This window comes from Chitinimonas sp. BJYL2 (assembly GCF_027257935.1).
Taxonomy (GTDB): Bacteria; Pseudomonadota; Gammaproteobacteria; order Burkholderiales; family Chitinimonadaceae; genus Chitinimonas.
Genome location: NZ_JANZKW010000002.1, coordinates 527,443 through 550,529 on the forward strand (window position 1 = coordinate 527,443; position 23,087 = coordinate 550,529).

The 23,087-nt window shown below is 62.2% G+C and carries 24 protein-coding genes; 8 read left to right on the plus strand and 16 right to left on the minus strand.

What is annotated here, in order from left to right:
* Nucleotides 1-20: 20 nt before the first annotated feature.
* On the minus strand, nucleotides 21-491 hold the full coding sequence (locus O9X62_RS07995; protein WP_269532277.1) for an Lrp/AsnC ligand binding domain-containing protein: 471 nt from the start codon (nucleotides 489-491) through the stop codon (nucleotides 21-23).
* A 126-nt stretch (nucleotides 492-617) separates the two neighbouring features.
* On the opposite strand from O9X62_RS07995, the gene O9X62_RS08000 reads away from it, so the two are divergent.
* Nucleotides 618-1,940: a D-amino acid dehydrogenase gene (locus O9X62_RS08000; RefSeq protein WP_374708391.1), complete on the plus strand. Its 1,323-nt coding sequence runs from the start codon at nucleotides 618-620 to the stop codon at nucleotides 1,938-1,940.
* Between the two features lie 138 nt (nucleotides 1,941-2,078).
* Nucleotides 2,079-3,143: an alanine racemase gene (alr, locus tag O9X62_RS08005; protein WP_269532279.1), complete on the plus strand. Its 1,065-nt coding sequence runs from the start codon at nucleotides 2,079-2,081 to the stop codon at nucleotides 3,141-3,143.
* A gap of 3 nt (nucleotides 3,144-3,146) precedes the next feature.
* On the opposite strand, the gene O9X62_RS08010 is transcribed toward alr, so the two are convergent.
* Nucleotides 3,147-4,055: a LysR substrate-binding domain-containing protein gene (locus tag O9X62_RS08010; RefSeq protein WP_269532280.1), complete on the minus strand. Its 909-nt coding sequence runs from the start codon at nucleotides 4,053-4,055 to the stop codon at nucleotides 3,147-3,149.
* Between the two features lie 118 nt (nucleotides 4,056-4,173).
* Between O9X62_RS08010 and O9X62_RS08015 the strand changes: the two genes are divergently transcribed.
* Nucleotides 4,174-4,788 (plus strand): FMN-dependent NADH-azoreductase, encoded by a 615-nt coding sequence (locus tag O9X62_RS08015; RefSeq protein WP_269532281.1) that lies wholly within the window; start codon nucleotides 4,174-4,176, stop codon nucleotides 4,786-4,788.
* A gap of 128 nt (nucleotides 4,789-4,916) precedes the next feature.
* Nucleotides 4,917-6,017, plus strand: coding sequence for a chorismate synthase (gene aroC, locus O9X62_RS08020; protein WP_269532282.1), 1,101 nt, complete (start codon nucleotides 4,917-4,919; stop codon nucleotides 6,015-6,017).
* 146 nt (nucleotides 6,018-6,163) lie between these two features.
* On the opposite strand, the gene O9X62_RS08025 is transcribed toward aroC, so the two are convergent.
* Nucleotides 6,164-6,415, minus strand: a complete 252-nt coding sequence (locus O9X62_RS08025) for a hypothetical protein (protein ID WP_269532283.1) — start codon at nucleotides 6,413-6,415, stop codon at nucleotides 6,164-6,166.
* 183 nt (nucleotides 6,416-6,598) lie between these two features.
* Nucleotides 6,599-7,105 carry a hypothetical protein gene (locus O9X62_RS08030; protein ID WP_269532284.1) on the minus strand — a complete coding sequence of 169 codons (507 nt, stop codon included), beginning with the start codon at nucleotides 7,103-7,105 and terminating at the stop codon, nucleotides 6,599-6,601.
* A 183-nt stretch (nucleotides 7,106-7,288) separates the two neighbouring features.
* On the opposite strand from O9X62_RS08030, the gene O9X62_RS08035 reads away from it, so the two are divergent.
* Both O9X62_RS08035 and O9X62_RS08040 read left to right on the plus strand, forming a co-directional pair.
* The gene (locus O9X62_RS08035) at nucleotides 7,289-8,206 is read left to right on the plus strand and encodes a LysR family transcriptional regulator (protein ID WP_269532285.1); all 918 of its coding nucleotides are present in this window, start codon (nucleotides 7,289-7,291) and stop codon (nucleotides 8,204-8,206) included.
* Nucleotides 8,203-8,922, plus strand: coding sequence for a hypothetical protein (locus O9X62_RS08040; RefSeq protein ID WP_269532286.1), 720 nt, complete (start codon nucleotides 8,203-8,205; stop codon nucleotides 8,920-8,922). Before O9X62_RS08035 ends, O9X62_RS08040 begins: the two co-directional genes overlap by 4 nt.
* Nucleotides 8,923-9,042: 120 nt before the next feature.
* Here the strand turns inward: O9X62_RS08040 and O9X62_RS08045 are convergent, their stop codons facing one another.
* From O9X62_RS08045 to O9X62_RS08095, 11 genes are all read right to left on the minus strand, one after another.
* On the minus strand, nucleotides 9,043-9,606 hold the full coding sequence (locus tag O9X62_RS08045; RefSeq protein WP_269532288.1) for a phasin family protein: 564 nt from the start codon (nucleotides 9,604-9,606) through the stop codon (nucleotides 9,043-9,045).
* A gap of 279 nt (nucleotides 9,607-9,885) precedes the next feature.
* Nucleotides 9,886-12,117, minus strand: coding sequence for an HDOD domain-containing protein (locus O9X62_RS08050; RefSeq protein ID WP_269532289.1), 2,232 nt, complete (start codon nucleotides 12,115-12,117; stop codon nucleotides 9,886-9,888).
* Nucleotides 12,118-12,195: 78 nt separating this feature from the next.
* On the minus strand, nucleotides 12,196-12,750 hold the full coding sequence (gene scpB / locus O9X62_RS08055; RefSeq protein WP_308446446.1) for an SMC-Scp complex subunit ScpB: 555 nt from the start codon (nucleotides 12,748-12,750) through the stop codon (nucleotides 12,196-12,198).
* A 6-nt stretch (nucleotides 12,751-12,756) separates the two neighbouring features.
* Nucleotides 12,757-13,554, minus strand: a complete 798-nt coding sequence (locus tag O9X62_RS08060) for a ScpA family protein (RefSeq protein ID WP_269532290.1) — start codon at nucleotides 13,552-13,554, stop codon at nucleotides 12,757-12,759.
* On the minus strand, nucleotides 13,554-14,873 hold the full coding sequence (locus O9X62_RS08065) for a hemolysin family protein (RefSeq protein WP_269532291.1): 1,320 nt from the start codon (nucleotides 14,871-14,873) through the stop codon (nucleotides 13,554-13,556). The genes O9X62_RS08060 and O9X62_RS08065 overlap by 1 nt, the downstream gene beginning before the upstream one ends.
* A 91-nt stretch (nucleotides 14,874-14,964) precedes the next feature.
* Entirely contained in the window at nucleotides 14,965-15,636 is a 672-nt protein-coding gene (locus tag O9X62_RS08070; protein WP_269532292.1) for a MarC family protein, read from the minus strand.
* A 158-nt stretch (nucleotides 15,637-15,794) separates the two neighbouring features.
* Complete coding sequence (locus O9X62_RS08075; protein WP_269532293.1) at nucleotides 15,795-17,132, minus strand: ATP-binding protein; 1,338 nt, start codon at nucleotides 17,130-17,132, stop codon at nucleotides 15,795-15,797.
* Nucleotides 17,129-17,794, minus strand: a complete 666-nt coding sequence (locus tag O9X62_RS08080) for a response regulator transcription factor (protein WP_269532294.1) — start codon at nucleotides 17,792-17,794, stop codon at nucleotides 17,129-17,131. Before O9X62_RS08080 ends, O9X62_RS08075 begins: the two co-directional genes overlap by 4 nt.
* Before the next feature lie 178 nt (nucleotides 17,795-17,972).
* Entirely contained in the window at nucleotides 17,973-18,356 is a 384-nt protein-coding gene (locus O9X62_RS08085) for a hypothetical protein (RefSeq protein WP_269532295.1), read from the minus strand.
* A complete protein-coding gene (locus O9X62_RS08090) occupies nucleotides 18,353-18,907 on the minus strand; it encodes a cytochrome b/b6 domain-containing protein (protein WP_269532296.1) in 555 nt (184 codons plus the stop codon). The genes O9X62_RS08085 and O9X62_RS08090 overlap by 4 nt, the downstream gene beginning before the upstream one ends.
* Nucleotides 18,904-19,167 carry a PepSY domain-containing protein gene (locus tag O9X62_RS08095; RefSeq protein WP_269532297.1) on the minus strand — a complete coding sequence of 88 codons (264 nt, stop codon included), beginning with the start codon at nucleotides 19,165-19,167 and terminating at the stop codon, nucleotides 18,904-18,906. Before O9X62_RS08095 ends, O9X62_RS08090 begins: the two co-directional genes overlap by 4 nt.
* 181 nt (nucleotides 19,168-19,348) lie before the next feature.
* On the opposite strand from O9X62_RS08095, the gene O9X62_RS08100 reads away from it, so the two are divergent.
* Both O9X62_RS08100 and O9X62_RS08105 read left to right on the plus strand, forming a co-directional pair.
* Nucleotides 19,349-20,908 carry an aldehyde dehydrogenase family protein gene (locus O9X62_RS08100; RefSeq protein ID WP_269532298.1) on the plus strand — a complete coding sequence of 520 codons (1,560 nt, stop codon included), beginning with the start codon at nucleotides 19,349-19,351 and terminating at the stop codon, nucleotides 20,906-20,908.
* Nucleotides 20,898-21,680: an ABC transporter substrate-binding protein gene (locus O9X62_RS08105; protein ID WP_269532299.1), complete on the plus strand. Its 783-nt coding sequence runs from the start codon at nucleotides 20,898-20,900 to the stop codon at nucleotides 21,678-21,680. Before O9X62_RS08100 ends, O9X62_RS08105 begins: the two co-directional genes overlap by 11 nt.
* Nucleotides 21,681-21,815: 135 nt before the next feature.
* On the opposite strand, the gene O9X62_RS08110 is transcribed toward O9X62_RS08105, so the two are convergent.
* Nucleotides 21,816-23,015 carry a glycosyltransferase gene (locus O9X62_RS08110; protein ID WP_269532301.1) on the minus strand — a complete coding sequence of 400 codons (1,200 nt, stop codon included), beginning with the start codon at nucleotides 23,013-23,015 and terminating at the stop codon, nucleotides 21,816-21,818.
* Between the last annotated feature and the right edge of the window lie 72 nt (nucleotides 23,016-23,087).

Here is a 23,087-nt window from a genome sequence, read left to right on the forward strand (position 1 = left end):
TGGCTTAAGCAACCACACACTCAGACCGGCAGCACCGGCAACTGCAAGGTCTCCTTCACTTCTTCCATCACCACATAACTGCGGCTCTCCACCGCACCAGGCAGATTCAGCAGGATGTCGCCGAGCAGCGTGCGGTACTGCGACATATCGGAAATCCGCGCCTTGACCAGATAGTCGAAATCACCCGATACCAAATGGCATTCGACGATGTTCGGCAACTTCATCACCTCACGCCGGAACTGATCGAAGATTTCTGCCGACTTGGCCGCCAGCCTTAGCTCTACAAATACAAGCTGCGCGCAGCCCACCGCACGCGGGTTCACGCGGGCGAAATAGCCTTCGATGATGCCGTCACGCTCCAGCCGTTTCACGCGCTCGGACGTAGGCGTAGTGGAAAGCCCTACCTTCTCAGCCAGCTCGGTCAAGGCCATGCGGCCATCTTGTTGTAGATAAATCAATATCTTGCGATCAATCCGGTCGAGTTCACGCATTCCGGTGGCAATCAGAGTTTTTCTCGCAAATAGCCTAACAAACAGGAATTAATCTCGCCACAGATACCTAACTTGGCGGCACTTTTTGCGTATCCATCAATACACTGCGTGAAATTCCTGAACCAAATATTCAAAGGCAGACAACCCATGCAAGTGATCGTGCTCGGCGGTGGTGTGATTGGTGTTTCGACGGCTTACTACCTAGCCAAGGCCGGCGCCAAGGTCACGGTGCTGGAACGCCAGAGTGGCGTCGCCATGGAAACCAGCTTTGCCAACGCCGGCCAGATCTCTCCGGGCTACTCGACGCCTTGGGCGGCCCCCGGCATCCCCACCAAGGCGATCAAGTGGCTGTTCCAGCGCCACGCTCCCTTGGCAATCCGTCCCGATGGCAGCCTGTTCCAACTGCAATGGATGGCGCAGATGCTGGCCAACTGCAACGACAGCGCCTATGCGATCAACAAGGAACGCATGATGCGGTTGTCCGAGTACAGCCGTGACTGCCTGCGCGCCCTGCGCAGCGAAATCGGTCTGGAATACGAACAGCGTACCGGCGGTACCCTGCAACTGTTCCGCAGCCAGTATCAGCTTGACGGCGCAGCGCGCGACATCCCTGTACTCGAAGCCTGCGGCGTACCGTTTGAACTGCTCGACGAAGCCGGTTGCGCCATCGCCGAACCTGCGCTGGCCAAGGTGCCAGGGCGTGTGGTCGGCGGTCTGCGTTTGCCCAACGACGAAACCGGTGACTGCCAGCGCTTCACCACCGAGCTGGCCAAGCGCGCCGAGGCGCTGGGCGTCACCTTCCGCTTCAACACCGTGATCGATGAACTGGTCATGGAACGTGGCCGCATTGCCGGCGTAATGGTGGACGGAAACCGCCTGACGGCCGACCATTATGTGGTTGCGATGGGCAGCTTCAGCCGCCAGCTGGTCAAGGATCTGGGCCTCAATCTGCCGGTCTACCCGACCAAGGGCTACTCGCTGACCGTGCCGATTACCAACCCCGATGGCGCACCCGTCTCCACCGTGCTCGATGAGACCTACAAGATTGCCATCACCCGTTTTGACGACCGCATCCGCGTCGGTGGCATGGCCGAACTCGGCGGCTACGACCTGAGCCTGAACCCTCGCCGCCGCGAAACGCTGGAAATGGTAGTCAACGACCTGTTCCCCGAAGGGGGCAACGTCAAGGAGGCCAGCTTCTGGACCGGCCTGCGCCCGATGACACCCGATGGCACGCCCATCGTCGGCCGCACCCCCATCGCAAACCTGAGCCTGAACACCGGCCACGGCACGCTGGGCTGGACCATGGCCTGCGGCTCGGGCAAGTTGATGGCGGATATCGTCACCGGCCAGCGCCCGGAAATCCGCACAGAAGGCCTGGGCATCGATCGCTACGGCAAGAAAGCCATCGGCGCCCGCCTGCAAGGCTTCCAGCCCGCCACGGCCTGATCGTCCCTCCATAAGGTGGGTTAGCCGCCAAGCGGCGTAACCCACCTCTCCCCCTTTGCACCAAGCACCCACAGCCCCGCCGCCACACCCGCTGCGGCCCTGCGGTATGCTTGCAGCCATCTCACCCGCCCACCTGCCATGAGCCGCCCTCTCACTGCCACCATCGACCTCGCTGCCCTGCGCCACAACTACCTGCTGGCCAAGCGCCTGCATGGCGGCAAGGTCCTTGCCATCGTCAAGGCCAATGCGTATGGCCACGGCGCGGTGCGCTGTGCGCAGGCATTGGCTGATATTGCCGACGGCTTTGGCGTGGCGGCGATTGAAGAGGCCATCCAGCTGCGAGAAGCGGGCATCGTCCAACCGATTCTGCTGCTGGAAGGCTGGTTCGAGGCCAGCGAACTGGCGCAGATTGCGCGCTACGATCTATGGACGGCCTTGCACAGCCTGTGGCAAGTCGACGAACTGGCGGCCAGCCCGCTTGAACACCGCTTTACCGTCTGGGCCAAGATGGACAGCGGCATGCACCGCCTGGGCCTGCATCCCGATGATTTCCGCACCGCCGTCGAACGTCTGCGTGCCAGCGGCAAGGTGCGCGACCTGGTGGCCATGAGCCACTTTGCACGCGCTGATGAACTCGACAGCGATGCCACCCCCAAACAGATCGCCCGCTTTGAAGCCGCAACGGCGGGACTGAACCTGCCCACCAGCCTCAGCAACTCAGGCGGCATCCTTGCGTGGTCGCATGCCCATGGTGACTGGGGCCGTGCCGGCATTATGCTCTACGGCGGCGCTGGCACCGACCGCGTGCTGCCCGACTGGCCCCAACCCGTCATGCAGCTCGACAGCAAGGTGATCTCGGTACGCGATCTGCCCGCGGGCGAAGCCATCGGCTACGGCGCACGGTTTGTGACCGACGCCCCAACCCGCGTTGGCGTGGTTGCTTGCGGCTATGCCGATGGGTATCCGCGCGTCGTACCCACGGGCACACCCGTGCTGGTCAACGGCCAGCGCAGCCGCATTATCGGCCGTGTGTCGATGGACATGATGACCATCGACCTCACCGGTCTGGATGCCGATATCGGGACACCGGTAAGGCTGTGGGGCGACGGCCTGCCGGCCAGCGAGATCGCCGCGGCGGCTGGCACCATCGATTACGAGCTGTTCTGCAACGTCAAACGTGCGCGGTTTGATTACCAAGGCTAAGACTCACACCAGCCTGTCGGCATCCTTGCCGAACACCTCGACCAGATAATCCACAAAGCAGCGTACCGCCGGGAGCAAGCCGCGCCGATGCGCATACACGGCCTGCAACCAGGCTTCGGGCATATGCCAGCCTGGCAGTACCCGCACCAGGGTGCCTGCCGCCAGCTCTTCCTCGCAGTACACCTCGGGCAGCATGGTCACGCCCAGCGCCGCCAGCGCCCCGGCCTTCCGCAAGATGAAATCGTCCGCGCCCAGGCGTGGCTCGGTCACCACCTCCACGCGGTGGCCGTTGGGCCCCTGCAAGGGCCAGCGTGTGCGCCTGTCCATATCCAGCGCGCCCAGCGAGGGTAGCTCAGCCAGTTGCTCGGGGGTATCGAGCACACGCCCGGCCAGCAGATGGGGATGCGCGACCAGAATCGATTCGGCGCGGCGCAAGCGGCGAGCAACCAGCGAGGCGTCCTCATCACCGGGGGCGCGTACACGCAGGGCAATGTCCACGCCCTCCTCGATCACGTCCACGCGGCGATTGGTGAGCAGCACTTCCAGCCGCACCTTCGGGTACAGCGCCAGAAAACCCGGTACCACGCTGGTCAGCTGCGTCTGTGCCAGGCTCACCGGGCACGATACGCGCAAGCGTCCGCGCGGCTCCGCACTCAGCGCCGCCACCGCCTCCTCGGCCGCATCAGCCTCCAGCAACATGGCCAGGCAATGCTGGTGGAAACGCTCGCCCACTTCAGTAAGCACCAGCTTGCGCGTCGTGCGGTGCAGCAAGCGCACACCCAAACGCGCTTCCAACTCGGCCACCCGGCGCGAGAGCGTGGACTTGGGCATCCCCAACAGGCGCCCTGCGGCGGCAAAGCCCCCCGCTTCCACCACGCGCGCAAAGTAATGCAGATCATTGAGGTCTTGCATCAATTGAACTCACCAATGGAACAATGCATCGCATTCTAGCCATCTAGTTCGACATTCGCCGCATCAATACTATGCATTCCAAGACAGCGCCACTTCGGCGACGACTTTGGAGATAGCCATGAAACTGCTGCATATCGATTCGAGCATCCTCGGTGACCATTCCGCTTCGCGTCAGCTCAGCCGTGAAGCCGTCGAAGCCTGGCGCGTGGCAGAACCCACTGCCATCGTCAGCTACCGCGATCTGGCCGCCGATGCGCCCAACTTCCTCAGCGGCCTGAGCCTCGCTGCCAACGCCACCCCGGCCGAACTGCGCGATGCTGCGCAAAAACACGAAGCCGCGCTGTCGGAGCAGATCCTCAACGAATTCCTCGCGGCCGACGCCATCGTCATCGGCGCACCGATGTACAACTTCTCGATCCCCAGCCAGCTCAAGGCCTGGATCGACCGTATCGCCGTGGCCGGCAAGACCTTCCGCTACGGCCCGAACGGCCCCGAAGGTCTGGCTGGTGGCAAGAAGGTCATCATCGTCTCGACCGCAGGCGGCCAGCACGCAGGCCAGCCCACGGCAGCAGCGCACGATGAATACCTGAAGCTGGTACTGCAGTTTGTTGGCATCACCGACATCACCATCGTCCATGCCCATGGCCTGGCGATGGGCCCTGCGGCCCGTGATGCCGGGATTGCCCACGCCCGCGCCCAGCTCACCGCCGTGTTTGACGCCGTAACGATTTGATCTGTAGCGACATGTTTCTTACTACACGGCGCGCTCAGGCGGACGAGCGGGCGCGCCGTGCTAGACTTGCGCGTTCTGGAAACCCGCCATCCGCCCACTGCGGCTGGCACGCAGCGCGAGGTTGAATCATGCCGGGCAGTACATTGGGCTTGCTGTTTACCGTTACCTCATTCGGCGAAAGCCACGGCCCCGGCATCGGGTGTGTGGTGGATGGCTGCCCACCGGGCCTGAGCATCAGCGAGGCCGATATCCAGCTGGAGCTGGATCGCCGTAAGCCGGGCACCAGTCGCCATGTCACCCAGCGTAAGGAACCCGACCAGGTCGAGATCCTGTCTGGCGTATTCGAAGGCAAGACCACCGGCCACCCCATCGCCCTGCTGATTCGCAATACTGACCAGCGCAGCCAGGATTACGGCAAGATCGTCGAGACCTTCCGTCCCGGCCATGCCGATTACACCTACTGGCACAAATACGGCATCCGCGACTACCGCGGCGGTGGCCGCTCCTCCGCCCGCGAAACCGCCGTGCGCGTGGCAGCCGGTGCCATTGCCAAGAAATGGCTCAACGAGAAGTTCGGTATCGTGATCCGTGGTTACATGAGCCAGATCGGCGAAGTCGCCATTCCGTTCAAAGCTTGGGAACACGTCAGCGAAAACCCGTTCTTTGCACCCAATGACGAGATCGTGCCGCAGCTCGAAGCCTATATGGACACGATCCGCGCAGAACGCGACTCGATTGGTGCGCGTATCGAAGTGGTGGCAGAAAATGTACCCGTGGGCTGGGGCGAACCGGTTTACGACCGGCTGGATGCCGATATCGCCTATGCCATGATGAGCATCAATGCCGTCAAGGGTGTGGAAATTGGCGATGGTTTCGGTGTGGTGGCGCAGCGCGGCAGCGTGCATGGCGATGAACTGACGCCCGAAGGCTTTGCCAGCAACCACGCCGGTGGCGTGCTGGGCGGCATTTCCACCGGTCAGGACATCACCGCCAGCATTGCCATCAAGCCGACGTCCAGCATTCCGCAAGAGCGTAAGTCCATCAACAAGGATGGGGAGTCGGTGATGATGCAGACCACGGGCCGCCACGATCCCTGTGTCGGCATCCGTGCCACGCCGATTGCCGAGGCCATGATGGCCCTGGTTCTGATGGACCATGCCCTGCGCCACCGCGCACAGAATGCCGATGTACAGGTCGACACGCCTCGCATTGCCGGAAAGCGCCGCTGACCAATACCGCCTTAATATGATTTATCGTCTTGATAAATAAACAGAAAGGACGCAACAAGCGTCCTTTCTGTTTTGTGCTGCTGCCGGAAATGCCGGCAACAAAAAAGCCGACTCGAAAGTCGGCTTTTTTGCGCGCTACGAAGCTATTACTGCTTCGGGGCTTCTGCAGGAGCAGCAGGAGCAGCAGCGGCGTCAGCAGCAGGAGCAGCAGCGGCGTCAGCAGCAGGGGCGGCGGCAGCGTCAGCAGCAGGAGCAGCAGGAGCGGCTTCAGCAGCAGGAGCAGCAGCAGGAGCGGCTTCAGCAGCAGGAGCGGCTTCAGCAGCAGGAGCTTCTTCCTTGTTGCCACAAGCGGCCAGACCCAGGGCGAGCAGAGCAGCGACGAGCAGGGACTTATTCATGGTTATTACCTTTTAAAGTGAGTTTCACAAATGAAACAGCAAATCCAATTAAGCAATCGACCGTTGATCGAGGGCTTGTAACCTTTGACGCATCAATGACGACCGACTGGAAAATTCTAGCAGCTTCCAAAGAAAAAACTAGTGGTCAGATTGCATTGCAGCAATAGAAAGTTTGCACTGGTGTCAAAGACCCAGTGGCCGACTGATACTGATCGGCGCGGCCCCGTGCCAAAGCGCATCAAATCGCTGCTGGCACAGCGCCCTTTTTTGCCCCTCTGCCGTCAGCTCACCTCGCGGAGAATCAGGGTGAAAGCGTCTGACCACCGTGGTATTTCCCAACAGAAAGCGCTCGTCAACGGGATGATCTGCCTCATCACAGACGCGCACCTCAACACGATGGCCCCAAGTCTGGAAAAGGCTCACGGTACGCGGGCATCTCGCCTGCAGCCAAGCAGGGTCAAGCACCAGCAAACGCAAACTGCCATTCCTTGGTACCGCAAACAGGCTGGCGAGATGCTCAACCACCGCCAAGGTGCCAATGCCGGTTTCAGACAGGTCGTCATCCAGCCAGTCCAGCCTGGTTGGCGCCTGATCCAACAAGTTGAGCAACGCAGCCCTGTAGCCCGCCCAATCATCAAAACGATGCGCTTCCATCAACTTCACATCCTTTGAACCCGTGCCAGTACCCACTTGCCAGTGTAGGCTCGGCGCCGGCCTGCTGCCACTCTCACTGCCCGCTCATGCCCTCGTACGCACACGTTCAGTCCTTCCGACGAAATGATCAGCAATACGTTCCCGCGCACACCATAATTCGCCCATGACCATTTCCGCCACCGACCACCCCCCAAAGCGTGCTGACTACACGCCAGTGACATGCGCCTATCGCTCGATGCCCTGATCGTCCTGGATGCCATCGACCGCAAGGGCAGCTTTGCCGCAGCGGCGAGCGAGCTGCATCGCGTGCCCTCTGCCGTGACCTACACGATCCAGAAGCTGGAGCAGGATCTGGATGTGCTGATCTTTGATCGCAGCGGCCATCGGGCACGCCTCACCCCGGCGGGTCAGGAGCTGCTGCGCGAAGGCCGTCCCCTGCTCGACGCGGCCGCAGCGCTGGAGGCGCGCGTCAAACGCGTCGCCACGGGCTGGGAACCCGAGCTACGGATTGCAGTGGGTGACCTGATCGATTTTGAACGCCTGCTGGATGCCGTCCACGCATTCGACCAGGTTGGCGGCGCAACCCGGCTGCGCTTCATCCACGAAGGTTACGGCGGCACCTGGGACGCGCTGTATACGGGCCGTGCCGACATGGCCATCGGTGCGCCGGACGATGCGCCTCCCGGTGGCGGATTCAAGAGCTTTCTGCTCGGCAGCGTCGAGTTTGTGCTGGCTGTCGCGCCCACACATCCTCTGGCGCAAGTACCTCAGCCCATCCCCATGCAACTTGTGCGCAGCCACCGCGCGATCAGTGTGAGTGACAGTTCACGCAGCCTGCCGCCACGGACATCGGGCTTGTTGACTGGCCAACCCACGCTCAGCGTCTCCTCTCAGCGGGACAAAGTAGCCGCGCAGCTGGCGGGGCTTGGCGTGGGGTTTCTACCAGTACGCATCGCCGCACCCCATATTGCAGATGGCAGCCTGGTGGCGCTGGAAGTGGAAGAAGGCAAACCCACCGCCAAGCTTCATGTCGCCTGGCCCACCAAAGCCCGCGGGAACGCCTTGCGCTGGTTTCTCGACCACCTGGATAGCGAAGCGGTGCGCCGGGCGCTTTGCGCAGGGCATGGCGCCTCGTGAACCTGGTTCTGCTTGACGCACCCGAACTGCTGGCCAGCCGGCTGGTCCGGCAAGGAATCAGGACTTACTCGGTGGATTCAACCCCGCCCGATGGCAGCACCGCCGTCAAGGCTGAACTTGTCGGGGATACGGTACCCGCACCTAGAGCCTGGCTGACAGGCAGCACCACTCGCCCACCTGAAGCGGGGGACGATCTGGTCCTGCTCTGCAAACCCACAGAACCGGCAGACAAGGCAGTGGGGCTTGCCTGGCAGGCCAACCCCTTTGCCAGCGAGCTGGGCCTGATGCTGATGGTCGGCGGGCCGAAGGCGTATGTTGCACAGGCTCGCCCGGTGCTGGATGCGCTGGCGCCCAAGGCGGGCGTCTGGCTTCATGCGGGTGACGTCGATGCCGCCCATTTTCTGGATCAGGTCATGCTGGCACTGGAAGGCGACATAGGCATTCTTGCCCAGATGTTCCAGCATCTGCCAACGGCGGGATTCGGGCATTTCTGGCATCAGCATCAGGCACAACAACAGCGGCTGGCGCAGCTTGCGCGCGATTACCTGCAGCGTAGTAGCGGGGCAGACCCCTTTGAACCAGCCCAGATGCTGCCTGCCTGGCTGGAGCTGCCGCTACCCGGCGTCGGCCCGCAGGATGCGCCTGCCCGACGTATTGCCGCCCTGTTGGCCTGGCTGGGGGATATTTCGGCGCTGCATGCCGGCAAGCGGCCTTGATGCGGGCCCTGCCGCAACAAGCCCGTGACCCAGGCACGAGGTAAATCACCACCACGACCAAAAACAAAAAGCCACGCAATGCGTGGCTTTTTGTTAGTGCCGACCAGACAGGTGGGCGAATCAGGCTGCAGCAGCCTTGCGCGTCGGTGCCTTGGCTGCATTGGAAGCTGCCTTGGCCGACGTTTCAGCAGCAGCTACGCTGGCTTCAGCGAAATCGGCCGTCACCTTCTTGGCAGTCTTGGTCACGGTGTCGTAAGCCGAAGCAGCGGCAGCAACAGCCGTCTTCATGCTGGACACAACGATCTCGGAACCGGCCGGTGCTTGCTTCACTGCCTTGTCAAGCGAGGTCACCAGACCCTTGTTGAATTCAACCATCTGGTCTTCAACAAAGGCACCCAGTTCAGCCTGCGTCTTGCTGGAGACTTCATAAACGCTCTTGGCAACCGAGACGGCCTTGTCGACGGCGGGCTGAGCCAGTTGCTGCTGCAGGGCGATCAGGCTCTGGAGATCCTTGACTTCGGTCAGTGCCTTCACGGTCGAGCCTTGCTCGGACAGGACTTCACGAACCACATCCAGTTGCAGGGCAACAAAGCGTTCGGCACCAGCCAGCGCGATATTGGAAAAACGGATCGATTTTTCAAGTTGGGCTTGGCCCAGCACAGCGAATTCGGAAGCGGCGAACATGAGGTCTTCTCCTGGATGATGGGTGGAAGCGCTGCGACATTCATATTGCACTGCAGCATGGAATCCATTATCAGGAGCCGGACTGGTCAAGTCAAGTTCCTTTTGTTGCGACGCACAAATTTATATTCAAGGTGAAAATCTGATTACAAACAGCAACCTAGCAACTAGAGCAAAAATTCCAATGCGGCGCCGCGATGACGCAGGTCACGCGGGCCTTTGCGGTAGCCGCGGGGTGCATCCAGGGCTCATAGAACAAGGTTGCTGGTATGCAACAAACCCTTACCCTGGCCCGCCAGGGGTTTTCTGCCGGATCGCCAGTATGGCCTGATTACGCAGGGTCTTGCACAAGGCCAACTCCCGCTGCGCCAGACGAAAACTGCCGGGCTTGTCGCAATCTGCATAGAACAGACCGACAACCCGACGGTCAATGACCACGGGCAAGAGCAGGAAGGTACGGCCCGCGCCGATTTGGCGGAACCAGGCGGGGATGCGATCACGGATCGCCAGATTGTCGATATCCTCGATCAGGATGTCCGCATTCTGTGACAGGGAAACCCGGAATACATCTGCTCCCTCATCCAGCGGCACGCGAAAACGGGTCAGGAAATCATCGATCTCCGTGCCAAAGCCAAAGCGGCCAACGATGGCATTGCGCTGCACGCTGCGGGTAGCCAGCACGACACGATCCGCTCCCAGGCTCCGGTACAGGGTTTCCAGAATCATCCGGAGGAGGTCATTGAGGCGAAACTCGCCAACCAGCGTCTCGGTCACGTCCTGCACGCAGGTTGCCAGCGCTTCTATTACGTCGGGGCGCGGTTCAGTTGTGGCTGGCGCGGTAGCTGCAGGCGCCGTAGCCGCCACAGGCTCAACCACCGTCGGCGACGACGGCACGGGAGGCGGTTCATCAACGGATGCAGGCTTGGGGCCACCCACGGTGGGTAGTCCGGCGAGTTTACGGAGGCGTGCGAGCACACCGCTCCCTTGCGACTCCATGCCGAAAATTGCGGCCTCGCGCAGCGCCTCGCGGCTGGCTTCATCAACGGCAGAACGAAAGTCGCGCTCGGCAAACTGCAGCGCAGGTCCATAGCCGTCGCGCACGGTAAGAAAGGCGCGTACACGTTCCGGTTCGGGCTCAGCCAGGGTGGCTTGCGTCAGGCGTTTGCCCGCATTGGCAAACAAGCGCAGCCAATCGCCATCAGTACGAGGGGTACGCGGCTTGGGGTCTTCGTCGGCCAGGCTGCTGACCAGTTTGCCGGGCAGGTTCCAGCTGCGCGCCACGCTCATGCCCAGCGCCTCGTAACTGGCACCCAGCTCACGCGGCACGGCCACACTCTCTCGCTCGCCCGATCGGATCGCCTCGTCTATCCGGTCGGATTCAGTCGGGAAGTAACAGAGCGCCAATAACCGGCCCAATAGATGGAACATCCCTGCCACACGGGCCTCTTCGGGCTCGCGATAACCGCAGCGCTCGGCAATCTTGCGGGCGATAAGGCTGGCCAGAAAAGCGCGGACCACCTCGTCACGCAAATCATCGCCACGAGGGTGATCTTGCAGATGCTCGATCAATACGGACGTGAGGGCCAGACCTTTGATGGTGTTGAGGCCCAATACCATAACCGCACGCGAGATCGTGCTGATGCCGCCGCCAAACTGACCGTAAGTGACTGAGTTAGCGAGCCTGAGCACCTTGTTGGTCAGCGAGAAGTCGCGCAGGATGATGGAGGCCAGCACCTGCAGCTTTTCGGTATCACTATCACTCACCCGGCTGATCGCACCAATGGCGCGGGACAAGGCGGGAAACCCGTCTGCGCCTTCAAGCTGGCGGCGCAGGTGGAATGCCGGGTCATCGGCAGCTTCGGCCGCCACATCCACCGCTTGCAGGTCGGAAAGATAGTCGCTGAGGGCATTGCGAAAGGCCAGCAGGTTATCGAAACGCGGCACATGCGCATCGTCCAGCGCCCCTTCGATCAGGGTTTCCAGACGCACGTCCACCTCGGGCAGGTACTTGCGCAAGGCGGGGCGCTCGCCATTGGCATCCGGATGCGGGAAAACACCCGTGAGCAACTGGAACAGCAAGCCGCCAAAGGCCTCAATCGGGCTGCCTACCGGTGCACCCACTGGCAGTGCCGCAGCAAGCAAGGGCTGCTCGTCCGTCACCATCACGACACGATCGGCATCAATCGTGCCCAAGGCCAAGCCAACAAGGCGCGCATGGGTGGCGCCATCCAACAGCCTGAGCGTCAGCCGGACAGCTGCAAGCAGGGGCATTGCGCCCTGCTCGATACGACGGCTAAGGGGGACACCGGGCGCCCAGCGATAGGCCAGCCAGTGCTCGCCGTCGATCTCGGCATCACCATCAAGCACAGCCATGACGGGGTGCCGCGCATCGCACACCATCATCGGCAAGGCCAGACCGGGATCGGGCACCAGCAATGCGGGCTGGCCATCTTCTGTTTTTGCCAGCCAGACACCACCTTGCTGGCTGATCAGGGTGTAGATCTTCTCTTCCATTGCTCGCCGTCCGCGTCGGCTGTCTGATTGTTCTGATTGCAGACTAGCAGGCACAACGCGCGATTGCAGTGAATGGCGCTACTCGGCGCCCGGCACGACAAGCTGCCCCAGCTCGGACAAAGCCGGTAGCTCGCTGCGGCTCTTGAGTCCCAGATCATCCAGAAACGCCCGGGTGCTCGCGTACAAGCCTGGGCGACCCGGCGTATCGCGATGCCCCACCACCTCGATCCAGCCACGCTCTTCCAGCGTCTTCACGATCTGGGTTGAGACTGCGACGCCACGAATCTCCTCGATCTCGCCACGGGTCAGGGGGCCCTTGTAAGCAATGATCGCCAATGTTTCCATGACTGCACGGGAATAGCGGGGGGGCTTTTCGGGCGCAAGCCGATCCAGATAGGGCTGGAACTCCAACCTTGCCCGGAACCGCCAGCCCGAAGCCAGCTTGACCAGCTCGACCCCCCTGCCCGTCCAGGCCTGCTGGATTGCGTCGAGCAGCTCGTGCAGCAACTCGGCACGCACTTCCTCGGCAAACAGTTTCTTGAGATCGTGCAGGCCCAGCGGCTCTGAGGCAACGAGCAAGGCCGTTTCGATCACGGTCTGCATGTACTGCCGGTCGTGGAGGCTATCAGGCATAAGGCATTAGTGAGCGGCAGCGTGGCCGGCCAGCTGCACGTAGATGGGTTGGTAAGGTTCGAGCTGGGTGACCGCAATCAGGCCTTCCTTGGTCAGCTCCAGCACCGCAATGAAGCTCACGACCAGCATGCCGACACCGCGCGTGGTATCGAAGAGTGTGGTGAACTCAAGATGACGGCCATCGGCGAGCTGCTTGAGGATACTGCTCATCTGCTCGCGCACGCTGAGCTCGTCCGGTTTGACAGTGTGATGCTTGTGGTGCTTGGCGCGCGCAATCAGCCCCATCCAGGCCTGTTTCAGATCGGCCGGTGACACCTCAGGCAAGCGCACGACCATCTCGCGATCAAACCAGACACTGACCCAGCTGAAATCACGGCCCGCCACGGGCAGCTGATCGAGCTCGAAAGCAGCCAGTTTCATCTGCTCGTACTCGAGCAGACGCCGCACCAGCTCGGCGCGCGGATCGTGGCCATCGTCCTCGGTCGCCGTGGGTGCGCGTGGCAGCAACATACGCGATTTGATCTCGATCAGTAGCGCGGCCATCAGCAGGTATTCGGCCGCCAGCTCCAGCCGCTGCACCCGCATGGCTTCGACGTAATCCATGTACTGGCGCGTAACGGCCGCCATGGGGATATCGAGGATATCGAGGTTCTGCTTGCGGATCAGATACAGCAGCAGGTCGAGCGGGCCTTCAAAGCGCTCCAGCATTACCCGCAGCGCATCGGGCGGGATGTAGAGGTCGGGCGGCAGCTCGGTCACCGCCTCGCCGAACACCCGCGCCAGCGGCTCGACCGGCAGGTTCATCAGTCGAGGCCGGGCTCGCCGGGCTCCAGCTCGGTGTCAGCCGACGGGTCACGGCTGGCGAGTACCTTGTCGATACGCTTGCCGTCCATATCCACCACTTCGAAGATCCAGCCGCCCCAGTCGAGCTTGTCGGCTGTCTGCGGCAGACGGCCGAGCAAAAGCATGAGCATGCCGGCCAGCGTATGGTAGCGGCCTTTGTCTTCCTCTGGCACATCGCGCAAACCCAGGCGATCCTTGAGTTCGGGTACCGGGATCAGGCCATCCAGCAGCCAGCTGCCGTCGTCGCGCTGGACCGCCCAGGCGTCTTCGATATCGGCCGGCTTGAACTCGCCGGTAATCGCTTCGAGCAAGTCTTGCAGCGTGACCAAGCCCTGGATCTCGCCATACTCGTCGATCACCAGCGCCATCTGCACGGCGGTCTGGCGGAAGTTTTCCAGCAGTTCCATGCCGGTGAGGGTTTCGGGCACATAGACAACGGGCTGCAAATGAGCCGAGAAGTCCGCTTCCTTGCCGCGCAGCGTCTGGCCCAGAATCTGTTTGGCCGTGGCGATCCCCAGCACTTCATCCAGGCCACCATGGCACACCGGGTAGCGCGAGTGATCCGTGTCGGCAATCTTCTCCAGATTGACGCGGCGATCATCATCGGTATCCAGATAGACGATTTCAGATCGTGGTGTCATCAGCGAACCGATCTGGCGATCGTCAAGACGGAACACGTTGCGCACCATCTCGTGCTCATGCTGTTCGATCACGCCCGACTCCGAGCCCTCGGCGAGCATGGCGTGGATCTCTTCCTGGGTCACGGTGTTCGATTGCTCACGCACGCCCAGGCTCTTGAGAATGACATCGGTCGAGGCAGCCAGCAGGCGCACGAACGGCTTGGTCAGCGTGGCCAACCATTGCATGGGGCGCGAAACCAGGCGGGCAATCGGCTCGGGATAGACCTGACCGATGCGCTTGGGCACCAGCTCGCCAACCACGATGGCGATATAGGTAATGCACACCACCACCAGCACCAGCGCCAGCAGCGTTGCAACCTCGGCATCCATGCCGACACTGATCAACCAGAGCGAGAAAGGGCCAGCCAGTGCGGCTTCACCCACGATACCGGAGAGCACGCCGATCGACGTGATGCCGATCTGGACTGTAGAAAGAAAACGGGTCGGATTTTCACCGAGCTTGATGGCGGCAGCGGCGCCGACATCGCCGGCCTCGGCCTGTAGTTGCAGGCGGGCACGGCGCGCGGTGACCAGTGCGATTTCGGACATGGCAAACAAGCCATTGAGTACGATCAGTCCGAAAAGAAAAGCGATTTCCATTGAAGGGAAAAGGGAGTGGCAGAACCGTTAGTGTAACCGCCAGCCCCCTGCGACGCGAAAAAAACCGGGCAAACCGTTGCGCCAGCCGCGCTCAAACCCCAACAAGCAATCCATGTAGCAGTTCGGACGCGCCGTTCCAGATGATCTGCACACCGATGCAAAGCAGAATGAAGGCCGTGAGCCGCAGGAACACCGTGAGGCCGTTTTCGCCCAGCCATTCAAGCAAGCGATGAGCGTAGCGGTAGCAGAAATAGACGGTAAAACAGACCAGCACGATGCCGATCAGGCCACCGGCCACATTGAGCGCATCAATCCCGCCACGCGAACGCAGCGTAACGCCCAGCGTAATTGCAATCGAGATGGAACCTGGGCCGATGGTGAACGGGAAGGTCAGCGGGAAGAACGCCCGGCGCAGGTTACTGACGGCACCGGCAGGCACCTCGGGCTTCTGTTCCAGGCTATGGTCCTCGACATTGAGCAGGCGCCAACCCGCTGCAGCCACCACGATACCGCCACCCACCTTCACGACAGCCAGCGAAATGCCAAAGAACTTGAGCAGATAGGTGCCCACGAACATGGCCCCCAGCAGCATGAAGAAGCTGTTGATGGCGACCTTCTTGGCAATGATGCGGCGATCCTGCTCGCTGCTGCCGTGGGTGTAGGTCAGGAAAATCGGCGAGGCACCCGGCGGATTGATGATGGGGATCAGCGCCGTCAGCACCAGCAGGATACTTTTGATGAATTCAATGAGATCAGTGTTCATGGCCGGATGATGGCAGCGCACGTCGCGGCTGTGAATCCCGCTGATTGCCTAAAAATGTGGCACCCATGTTAAAGCCATTGTGATCAGGCACTTGGGTGACTTGTGCACAGCTCGCCCACAGGGTTGTACGGGCAAACCTGTGCACGGCCCCGCGCCAGTCAAAAGGACCCGGAATGCGGTTCCGCCGGAAACAGCAGTGAAACACGCAGCCCCCCGGTATTGGAGAACTGCAGCGTCGCACCGTGCAGGGCCGCTACACGCCTTACGATGGAGAGCCCCAGGCCGCTGCCGGGCCGCTCGCTCCCGGCACGGAAGAATCGCTCGCCCAGCTTAGCCAGCACGGCGTCCGGCACACCTGGGCCGGCATCACACACGGTGAGGCTGACACCCTGTGTCCTGGTTTCCACCCGCGCCAGAACCTGGCCGCCTGCCGGCGAATGCGCCACCGCGTTGTCCACCAGATTCCGGATGGCCAGCCTCAGCAAGCCCTCTGATCCGGTGACCAGTCCCCCATCGCCTTCCAGTGCCAGGTCGACATGCTGCTGCAGTGCTGCGCTGCTGGCGTCCGCCAGCACCGACCGCACCAAGGCATGAAGATCGAGACGCTGCAGATCATCCAGACCCGCCAAATGATCCAGCCGGGCCAGTGTCAGCAACTGGCTGGTCAGCCGGCTCGCCCGCTCGATACCCTGGATGGCATGCTGAAGCGCCTGCTGGCGCCGTGCCGGGTCTACCTCCCCTTGCGCCACCTCGACCTGGGCTCGGATTGCCGCCAGCGGAGTGCGCAATTCATGCGAGGCATCCGCCGTGAAACGGCGTTCGTTATCCAGCGCCGTACTCACGCGAGCCAGCAAGAGATTGATCTCGGCAAGCAGCGGTGCCGCTTCCTGCGGGGTTGCCCGCACCGCCAGCGGGGCCAGATCGTCGGGGCGGCGGCCAGCCACCTGGCGCGACAACTCGGCCAAGGGTGCCAAGCCACGCCCCACAGCCCACCACAGCAGCCCAACCATCAAGGTGAGCGACACCACCCAGGGCCCGGCCAGCCCCGCAGCCAGGCTGGCTGCCAGTTCTTCACGTTCATGCAGGGGTCGCGCCACCGCCAGCCAGCGGCGACTGGTCTTGTCGTGCACACGCAATACCCGCCAGTCACCCTCGGCGAGATGCAGGTAAGCCAGACGTGCCGGTGCAGGTTCGAAAGGAATCAGCGGTGCGGACTCCCCCTTGAGCAGGATCTCTCCCTGCTCGGTCCAGATCTGGGCCACAAAAGCATCATCGTCGTTGAACTGCTGGAAAGCCGGCGCATCAATCGCCGCTTGAATCTGCGACAGATCCAGCTGGAACAAGGTCGCCGCCACTTGCTCCAGCTGCGAATCGAACATCTCGTCCACTTCGACCAGGGTTTCCCGGTAGGCCAACAAGGCCATCAGCAGCCATAGCGGCGCCAGCACGGCCAGTTGCAGCACAATCAACCGATAACGCAGGCTGCGTGATTTCATCGCTTCTCCGGGTTCAGCAGATAACCCACACCACGCAGGGTCTTGATCCAGTCGTTACCGAGTTTTTTGCGCAAATGGTGGATATGCACCTCGATGGCATTGCTCTCGACTTCTTCACCCCAGCCATACAGGGCTTCCTCGATCTGCTCGCGGCCCAGCGGACGCTCGGGCTGGCCGATCAGCAAGGCAAGCACATCGAACTCGCGTACCGACAACTCCACGCTACGCTCACCCACGCTCACCTGCCGCCGCGCCGGATCGAGCGCCAGATCGCCAAAACGGAAAACCGCCTCGCTCACCCCGCTACTACGCCGGATCAGGGCGCGCAGCCGCGCAGCCAGTTCAGCCATGGCGACGGGTTTGACCAGATAATCATCCGCACCACCATCGAGGCCAGTCACCCGGTCTTCGATGCTGTCCCGCGCGGTCAACATCAGCACCGGGGTGGCATCACCGCGCTGCCGAACGCGGCGCAACACGGTCAGGCCATCGGCGCGCGGCAGGTTCCAGTCGAGTACCACCGCAGAAAAACGGTGGGTATTGAGCGCCAGCTCGGCGGCGGCACCATCCTGCACCCAATCCACTACATAGCCGGCCTGGATCAGGCCTGCACGCAGGCCATCGCCCAGCAATCGGTCGTCTTCTACCAGCAGGATACGCATCGTGTGTCAGCGGGTTCTCAGTGAAGGGCCGGATGCTTGGCCAGCCCTGTTGTTGATGCAAACCAGTTGATATGTACTTTATCGGCGACGCCGGCGCCCCAGGCCGCCATGGCTACAGGCCCAGGCAGTGGCCTGATACCAGTTGATCGCATCGACCAGCAGCGCGGATCATTGGCCGCTACTTGAGCAGCGCCATCGGCCTCGTTGGGCACCAGCACCCGGGCACCGCGGCGGGTATCGAGCTTGACCAGCTTGCCATCGCCCAGAAACCCAAGTCCTGATAGGTGCCGATGAACGCACGCTCGCGCCCTGCTTCCAAGTTGAAGAGATCGTAGCCCAGGAAGCGGCTGGTGTAGCTGATATCTGCACCAGATGGGCCAGCCCCCGGCTCCACCGCCGGCCCGGTTTTGCACAGCAGCGCCAGCCGGGTCAGCAGCGACAGCACGACAAACACGCCACCGAGTATCAGCCCAAGGCCCGAAGCGCGATGCCAGCCAACGGCATGCCAGCGAGCCGGCAGTACACGCTGCAGTGGCAAATCATCCAGCAAGATATCGCTCATGGGGCTGCCACATGGTCGTTGCTGACGCTTTTTTTGCCGTGCACCATGGCGGCAATCAGGTTGTCGCGCTCATGCAGGCTGGCCATGATGGCGGCCAGCACATGCAGGGGCACCAGGACCATCAGGCTGTTGGCCAATGCCTCATGGATTTCCTCCACCCACTCCTCGCCCCAGAACATGTCCGTACCCATGAGCCAGCCAGTGAGGCCAAGACCCAGCAGCACGCTCCACAGGGCCAGCATCATCAACATGCCCAGCGGGTTGTGGCCCAGATAACGCGGCGCCTTGCCCTGCCATAGGGCCGAAACATAGGCCGTTATCCGCTGTGGCGTAGGCAGTTCTGTCCACAGGCGCGCGTGACCGGGCCCCACCCAACCCCATACCAGCCGGATCAGCACCAGTGCGACCACGGTGTAGCCCGCATAGCGATGCCAGGTTTCGCCGTCCTCATTGAGAAAGTTGCCCAGCACCAGCAAGGCAACCGTCCAGTGCGTCAGGCGGACCAGCGGGTCCCACACCGCCACGCGCGCAGTCGGGGAGACGGCGTTCATGATTCGATGCGCTGCTTGACCGGCAGGCCCTTGACCGGATCGAAGTAGATTTCAACCTTGCGGCCAGCCTTGTCGTGGCCATAGATCTCGTAGCAGTGGTCCAGCACCTTGAACTTCTTAATCTGGTAGCCATCGGCCTTGAGCTTTTGCTGGAACTGCTCGGGCGCTTGCCAGCGGTCCTTGGGTTCCGAAGTGCAAACGGGCGACGCTAGCGCGGCGGCGGAGAAGGTAGTCAGCAGACAGGCGATCAGGGTCTTCATCTTGCACTCCAGCTTGTGAACGGGATGTGCGTATTGAAGCGATCAAGGCTTAAACCAGGCTTAAGGCCAGCGAGGCAGCGGGAATATATCCAAATTAGGCTGGAGACGCCGGGCATGCCGGACTATGCTGCGGACAAAGCCACCACCCCGGTCAACCCGCGCGTCTCGACACCCTATCGCCATGCCGCTGCCACCCGACCTGATCGCTGACCTGCACCTGTCCGACCTGGCTGCCGAGCCACACTGGCCCTCCGCACTGGTGACCGGCGCGGCCCACTATGCCGATGCTGAAACGCGCGGCATCGTCTCGCCCATCAATGGCATGGGCTTGGGCAGTTTTGCGCCTGCCACCACGGGGCTGGTCAATCATGCGGTTGAAGCCGCACATGGTGCCTACCTCAAATGGCGTACGGTGCCCGCACCGATGCGTGGCGAGCTGGTTCGGGTGATTGGCGTCAAGCTACGGCAGCGCAAGCTGGCGCTTGCCCGTCTGATCACGCTGGAGGTAGGCAAGATCAACAGCGAAGCCGAGGGCGAGGTGCAGGAGTGCATCGATATCTGCGACTACGCACTGGGGCTGTCGCGCCAGCTACATGGCCTCACCATGGCGAGCGAGCGCCCGCAGCACCGGATGATGGAGCAGTGGCACCCGCTCGGCGCCGTAGGCGTGATCACCGCCTTCAATTTCCCCATGGCCGTCTGGGCCTGGAACGCCATGCTGGCGCTGGTGTGCGGGAATGCCGTGGTCTGGAAACCCAGCGAGAAAACGCCACTCTGTGCGATTGCCTTGCACCGGCTGGTAGAAGAGGCGGTTGATGAACTGAGTGATCGTGTCCCCGCCCATGTCTGCCAGCTTTTGCTGGGTGATCGCCATGCAGGGGCCCATCTGGCGGCCCATCCGCTGATTCCCCTGGTATCGGCTACCGGCTCTACCCGGCTGGGGCGCGCTGTCGCACAGAGTGTGGTGGGTCGCCTTGGCCGATCCTTGCTTGAACTGGGGGGAAACAATGCCCTGATTGTCGCGCCCAGCGCCAATCTGGAACTCGCCTTGCGTGCCATCGTGTTCGCCGCTGCGGGCACGGCAGGCCAGCGCTGCACCAGTTTGCGCCGGCTGATCGCCCACGAAAGCCTGATCGAGCCGCTGTGCAACCGCATCGCCCAAGCTTTCAACAGCCTGCCGATTGGCGACCCGCGAGATGACCATAACCTGGTTGGTCCCCTGATTGATGCCGAAGCCTATTGGGCCATGCAGCAAGCTCTGCAGGCAGTGGCACAGCAAGGCGGGCAGCTCCTGACTGGCGGCGAACGCATCACGTCGAATGTGCCAGACACCGGTTATTACGTGCGCCCAGCGCTGGTGCGCGTGCCCGGCAATCTCCCTATCGTGTGCGAGGAAACCTTCGCGCCCATCCTCTACGTCATGCCCTATAGCGAGATGCTTGACGCCATCGACCTCAACAATGGCGTTGGCCAGGGTCTGAGTTCGGCGATCTTTACCGATAGCGTGCGGGAGGCCGAGTGGTTCCTTGGCCCTGCCGGGTCAGATTGCGGCATTGCCAATGTCAATATCGGCACCAGCGGCGCCGAAATCGGTGGCGCATTTGGCGGAGAAAAAGAAACCGGCGGTGGCCGCGAATCCGGCTCGGACTGCTGGAAGAACTACATGCGGCGCGTCACCAATACGGTGAACTACGGAGATAGCCTGCCACTGGCGCAGGGCGTGCGTTTTGATGTGCCCTGAGCACCAGCCCACCCGTCTGCCGATCCGTCTGGCGCTGCTCTTGGTCATGGGGCTATGCGCGCAGGCGGCGGATCTTCCCCCTTTGCGCATCCTTGTCGATACCAGTACCGAAATGCCGTTCGCGCGGATTGCTGGAGGCAGGTTGGTGGAGGGGCTATACATGGACATCGGCAGCGCGCTGGCCGGCGCGATGGGACGCAACGCCACCTTCAAGGCCCTGCCCAGACGACGGCTTGCCACCGAGATTGAATCCGGCGGCTCGGATCTGATCTGCCTCTACAAGCCGCAGTGGTTACCCGGCGCCTTCGACTGGAGCCAGCCATTCGTGCCCATTACCGAAATACTGGTGAGCGCGCGTACGGCCAAGCGTCCTGAACGACTGAGCGACCTCGCAGGTCAACCCATCGGCTCGGTCCTTGGTTTTGAACACCCCGAGGTCAGCGCCGCACTGGGCACCCGCTTTGTTCGCGACAACGCGCCTCACGCGGCGGCCAATCTGCGCAAACTCGAAGCAGGCCGGATGCAGCACGCGCTGTTCGTGCAATTGTTCTTCGATTACATGGTGGCGCAGAACAAGGTCAACGTCGCGCTGCACCCGCCCTTAGTGGTAGGCAACAATCTGACCCAATGCGCCGTTTCTCGCCGCGGCCAGGTCCGAGTGGCAGAGGTGGATGCCGCTATCCGCCAGCTGAACGCCAGTGGCGCGATCACACGGTTGTTGAACCGCTATCGTCCACCCCAAACCGAGGCGCCCTCGGTTGCACGCCCTTGAATCCCTGCTTCCGCAGCCACCCATCAGGTCCGTTAACGGTCATCGCCTACACATCGTGCCTTCGTGCTGCTTGCCGCCAAGGCTCATGGGCTAGCTATCCAGATCATGTAGCCCAGCATCAGTGAGTGTCGCAGTTCAAGCGGGCGGTGTGTTGGCGACCAGGGTGCCCGCCACCTCCCCGGCAGGTTGGGCAGCAAGTACCTGACGATAAAAGCTTGCCATCCGCTCGGCTGTTGCGGGGGCGCTCCAGCTGAGTGCATAAGCACGGGCTTCGACCGCCTTGCCGGCCCGCAGCTCGGCATCGGCGAGCAGATGCTGCACCACCAGTGCAAACCCCGCCGCATCGATCGGTGCGCACAAGCAGCCTTGCTCGGGTAGCAGAATGTCGCGCGCGCCCATCGCAGCAATCGCCACGACCGGCACACCCAGCGCCATTGCCTCCAGCAACACCAGGCCCTGCGTCTCGGTGGTCGAGCCAAACACGAACACATCAGCCGCGCGGTAGCAATCGACCAGAGCGCGTGCCCGATCCAGATAACCCACAAAACGCACCCGCCCCGTCAGACCCAGCTGCTCGGCCAAGGCCTTCAGATGCGGCAGTGCCGGGCCTTCGCCTGCAATCATCAGCAAGAAGTCCGGCCGCGCCGCCGCAACGGCCACTGCCATGTGCAGCAGCAGGTCGATATTCTTTTCATGGGCAACGCGGCCCACATAGAGCGCCACCTCGGCATTGAGCGGAATGGCATGTGCTTGGCGAAAAGCCTCGCCGTCGCCGTGGTCAAACTCAGCCAAAGGAATGCCCGTGGGAATCACCTCGATGGGCACCGTCACGCCATAGGAGCGCAAGGCATCGCGCATGGCCGTGGACGGTGCCACCACCCCCGCCGTGGCATTGCACTGTCCGCGCGAGAATCGCCGCGCCAGCGCACGCGTCCAGCCACGCGGCACGATGCGCGCGTAATGGTGCAGGTACTCCTCGAAAAAGGTGTGGTAGGTCGTCACCACCGGCACGCCCAGCGCCCTAGCCAATGCCAGCCCAGCGTAGTGGGCAATGAACGGGGTCTGGATATGCACAAGCTGATACGCCTGCCCGCGCAGCACCGGCAACAGCGCATCGATCTCGCTGCGCCGCATCATCCTGTCCTCGGGGTCGAAAGCCAGATAGCGCGACGGCACGCGGTAGACGCCATCTTCCTCCACCGCTCCAGGGTAGGCCGGCGCGATCAGATCGACCGTGACGCCGATCTCGGCCAAGGACTGACGGAAGGTGCGGATCGATGTGGACACACCGTTCACGCGGGGGAAGTACACATCCGACACCATCAAGACGCGCATGCTCAACTCCATCTTCCAATCCGCGCAAACTAACGCCATGGCATGACAGTGCTGTGACAGCGGGCTACGGCA

Coding starts and splice junctions, on each gene's coding strand:
- O9X62_RS08105 (WP_269532299.1), top strand. CDS start 20,898: ATGTGCCCTGAGCACCAGCCCACCCGTCTGCCGATCCGTCTGGCGCTG.
- alr (WP_269532279.1), top strand. CDS start 2,079: ATGAGCCGCCCTCTCACTGCCACCATCGACCTCGCTGCCCTGCGCCAC.
- O9X62_RS08110 (WP_269532301.1), bottom strand. CDS start 23,015: ATGCGCGTCTTGATGGTGTCGGATGTGTACTTCCCCCGCGTGAACGGT.
- scpB (WP_308446446.1), bottom strand. CDS start 12,750: ATGCCTGATAGCCTCCACGACCGGCAGTACATGCAGACCGTGATCGAA.
- O9X62_RS08075 (WP_269532293.1), bottom strand. CDS start 17,132: ATGAAATCACGCAGCCTGCGTTATCGGTTGATTGTGCTGCAACTGGCC.
- O9X62_RS08090 (WP_269532296.1), bottom strand. CDS start 18,907: ATGAACGCCGTCTCCCCGACTGCGCGCGTGGCGGTGTGGGACCCGCTG.
- O9X62_RS08080 (WP_269532294.1), bottom strand. CDS start 17,794: ATGCGTATCCTGCTGGTAGAAGACGACCGATTGCTGGGCGATGGCCTG.
- O9X62_RS08045 (WP_269532288.1), bottom strand. CDS start 9,606: ATGTTCGCCGCTTCCGAATTCGCTGTGCTGGGCCAAGCCCAACTTGAA.
- O9X62_RS08015 (WP_269532281.1), top strand. CDS start 4,174: ATGAAACTGCTGCATATCGATTCGAGCATCCTCGGTGACCATTCCGCT.
- O9X62_RS08095 (WP_269532297.1), bottom strand. CDS start 19,167: ATGAAGACCCTGATCGCCTGTCTGCTGACTACCTTCTCCGCCGCCGCG.
- O9X62_RS08060 (WP_269532290.1), bottom strand. CDS start 13,554: ATGAACCTGCCGGTCGAGCCGCTGGCGCGGGTGTTCGGCGAGGCGGTG.
- O9X62_RS08065 (WP_269532291.1), bottom strand. CDS start 14,873: ATGGAAATCGCTTTTCTTTTCGGACTGATCGTACTCAATGGCTTGTTT.
- O9X62_RS07995 (WP_269532277.1), bottom strand. CDS start 491: ATGCGTGAACTCGACCGGATTGATCGCAAGATATTGATTTATCTACAA.
- O9X62_RS08085 (WP_269532295.1), bottom strand. CDS start 18,356: ATGAGCGATATCTTGCTGGATGATTTGCCACTGCAGCGTGTACTGCCG.
- O9X62_RS08025 (WP_269532283.1), bottom strand. CDS start 6,415: ATGAATAAGTCCCTGCTCGTCGCTGCTCTGCTCGCCCTGGGTCTGGCC.
- O9X62_RS08070 (WP_269532292.1), bottom strand. CDS start 15,636: ATGAACACTGATCTCATTGAATTCATCAAAAGTATCCTGCTGGTGCTG.
- aroC (WP_269532282.1), top strand. CDS start 4,917: ATGCCGGGCAGTACATTGGGCTTGCTGTTTACCGTTACCTCATTCGGC.
- O9X62_RS08010 (WP_269532280.1), bottom strand. CDS start 4,055: ATGCAAGACCTCAATGATCTGCATTACTTTGCGCGCGTGGTGGAAGCG.
- O9X62_RS08050 (WP_269532289.1), bottom strand. CDS start 12,117: ATGGAAGAGAAGATCTACACCCTGATCAGCCAGCAAGGTGGTGTCTGG.
- O9X62_RS08035 (WP_269532285.1), top strand. CDS start 7,289: ATGCGCCTATCGCTCGATGCCCTGATCGTCCTGGATGCCATCGACCGC.
- O9X62_RS08100 (WP_269532298.1), top strand. CDS start 19,349: ATGCCGCTGCCACCCGACCTGATCGCTGACCTGCACCTGTCCGACCTG.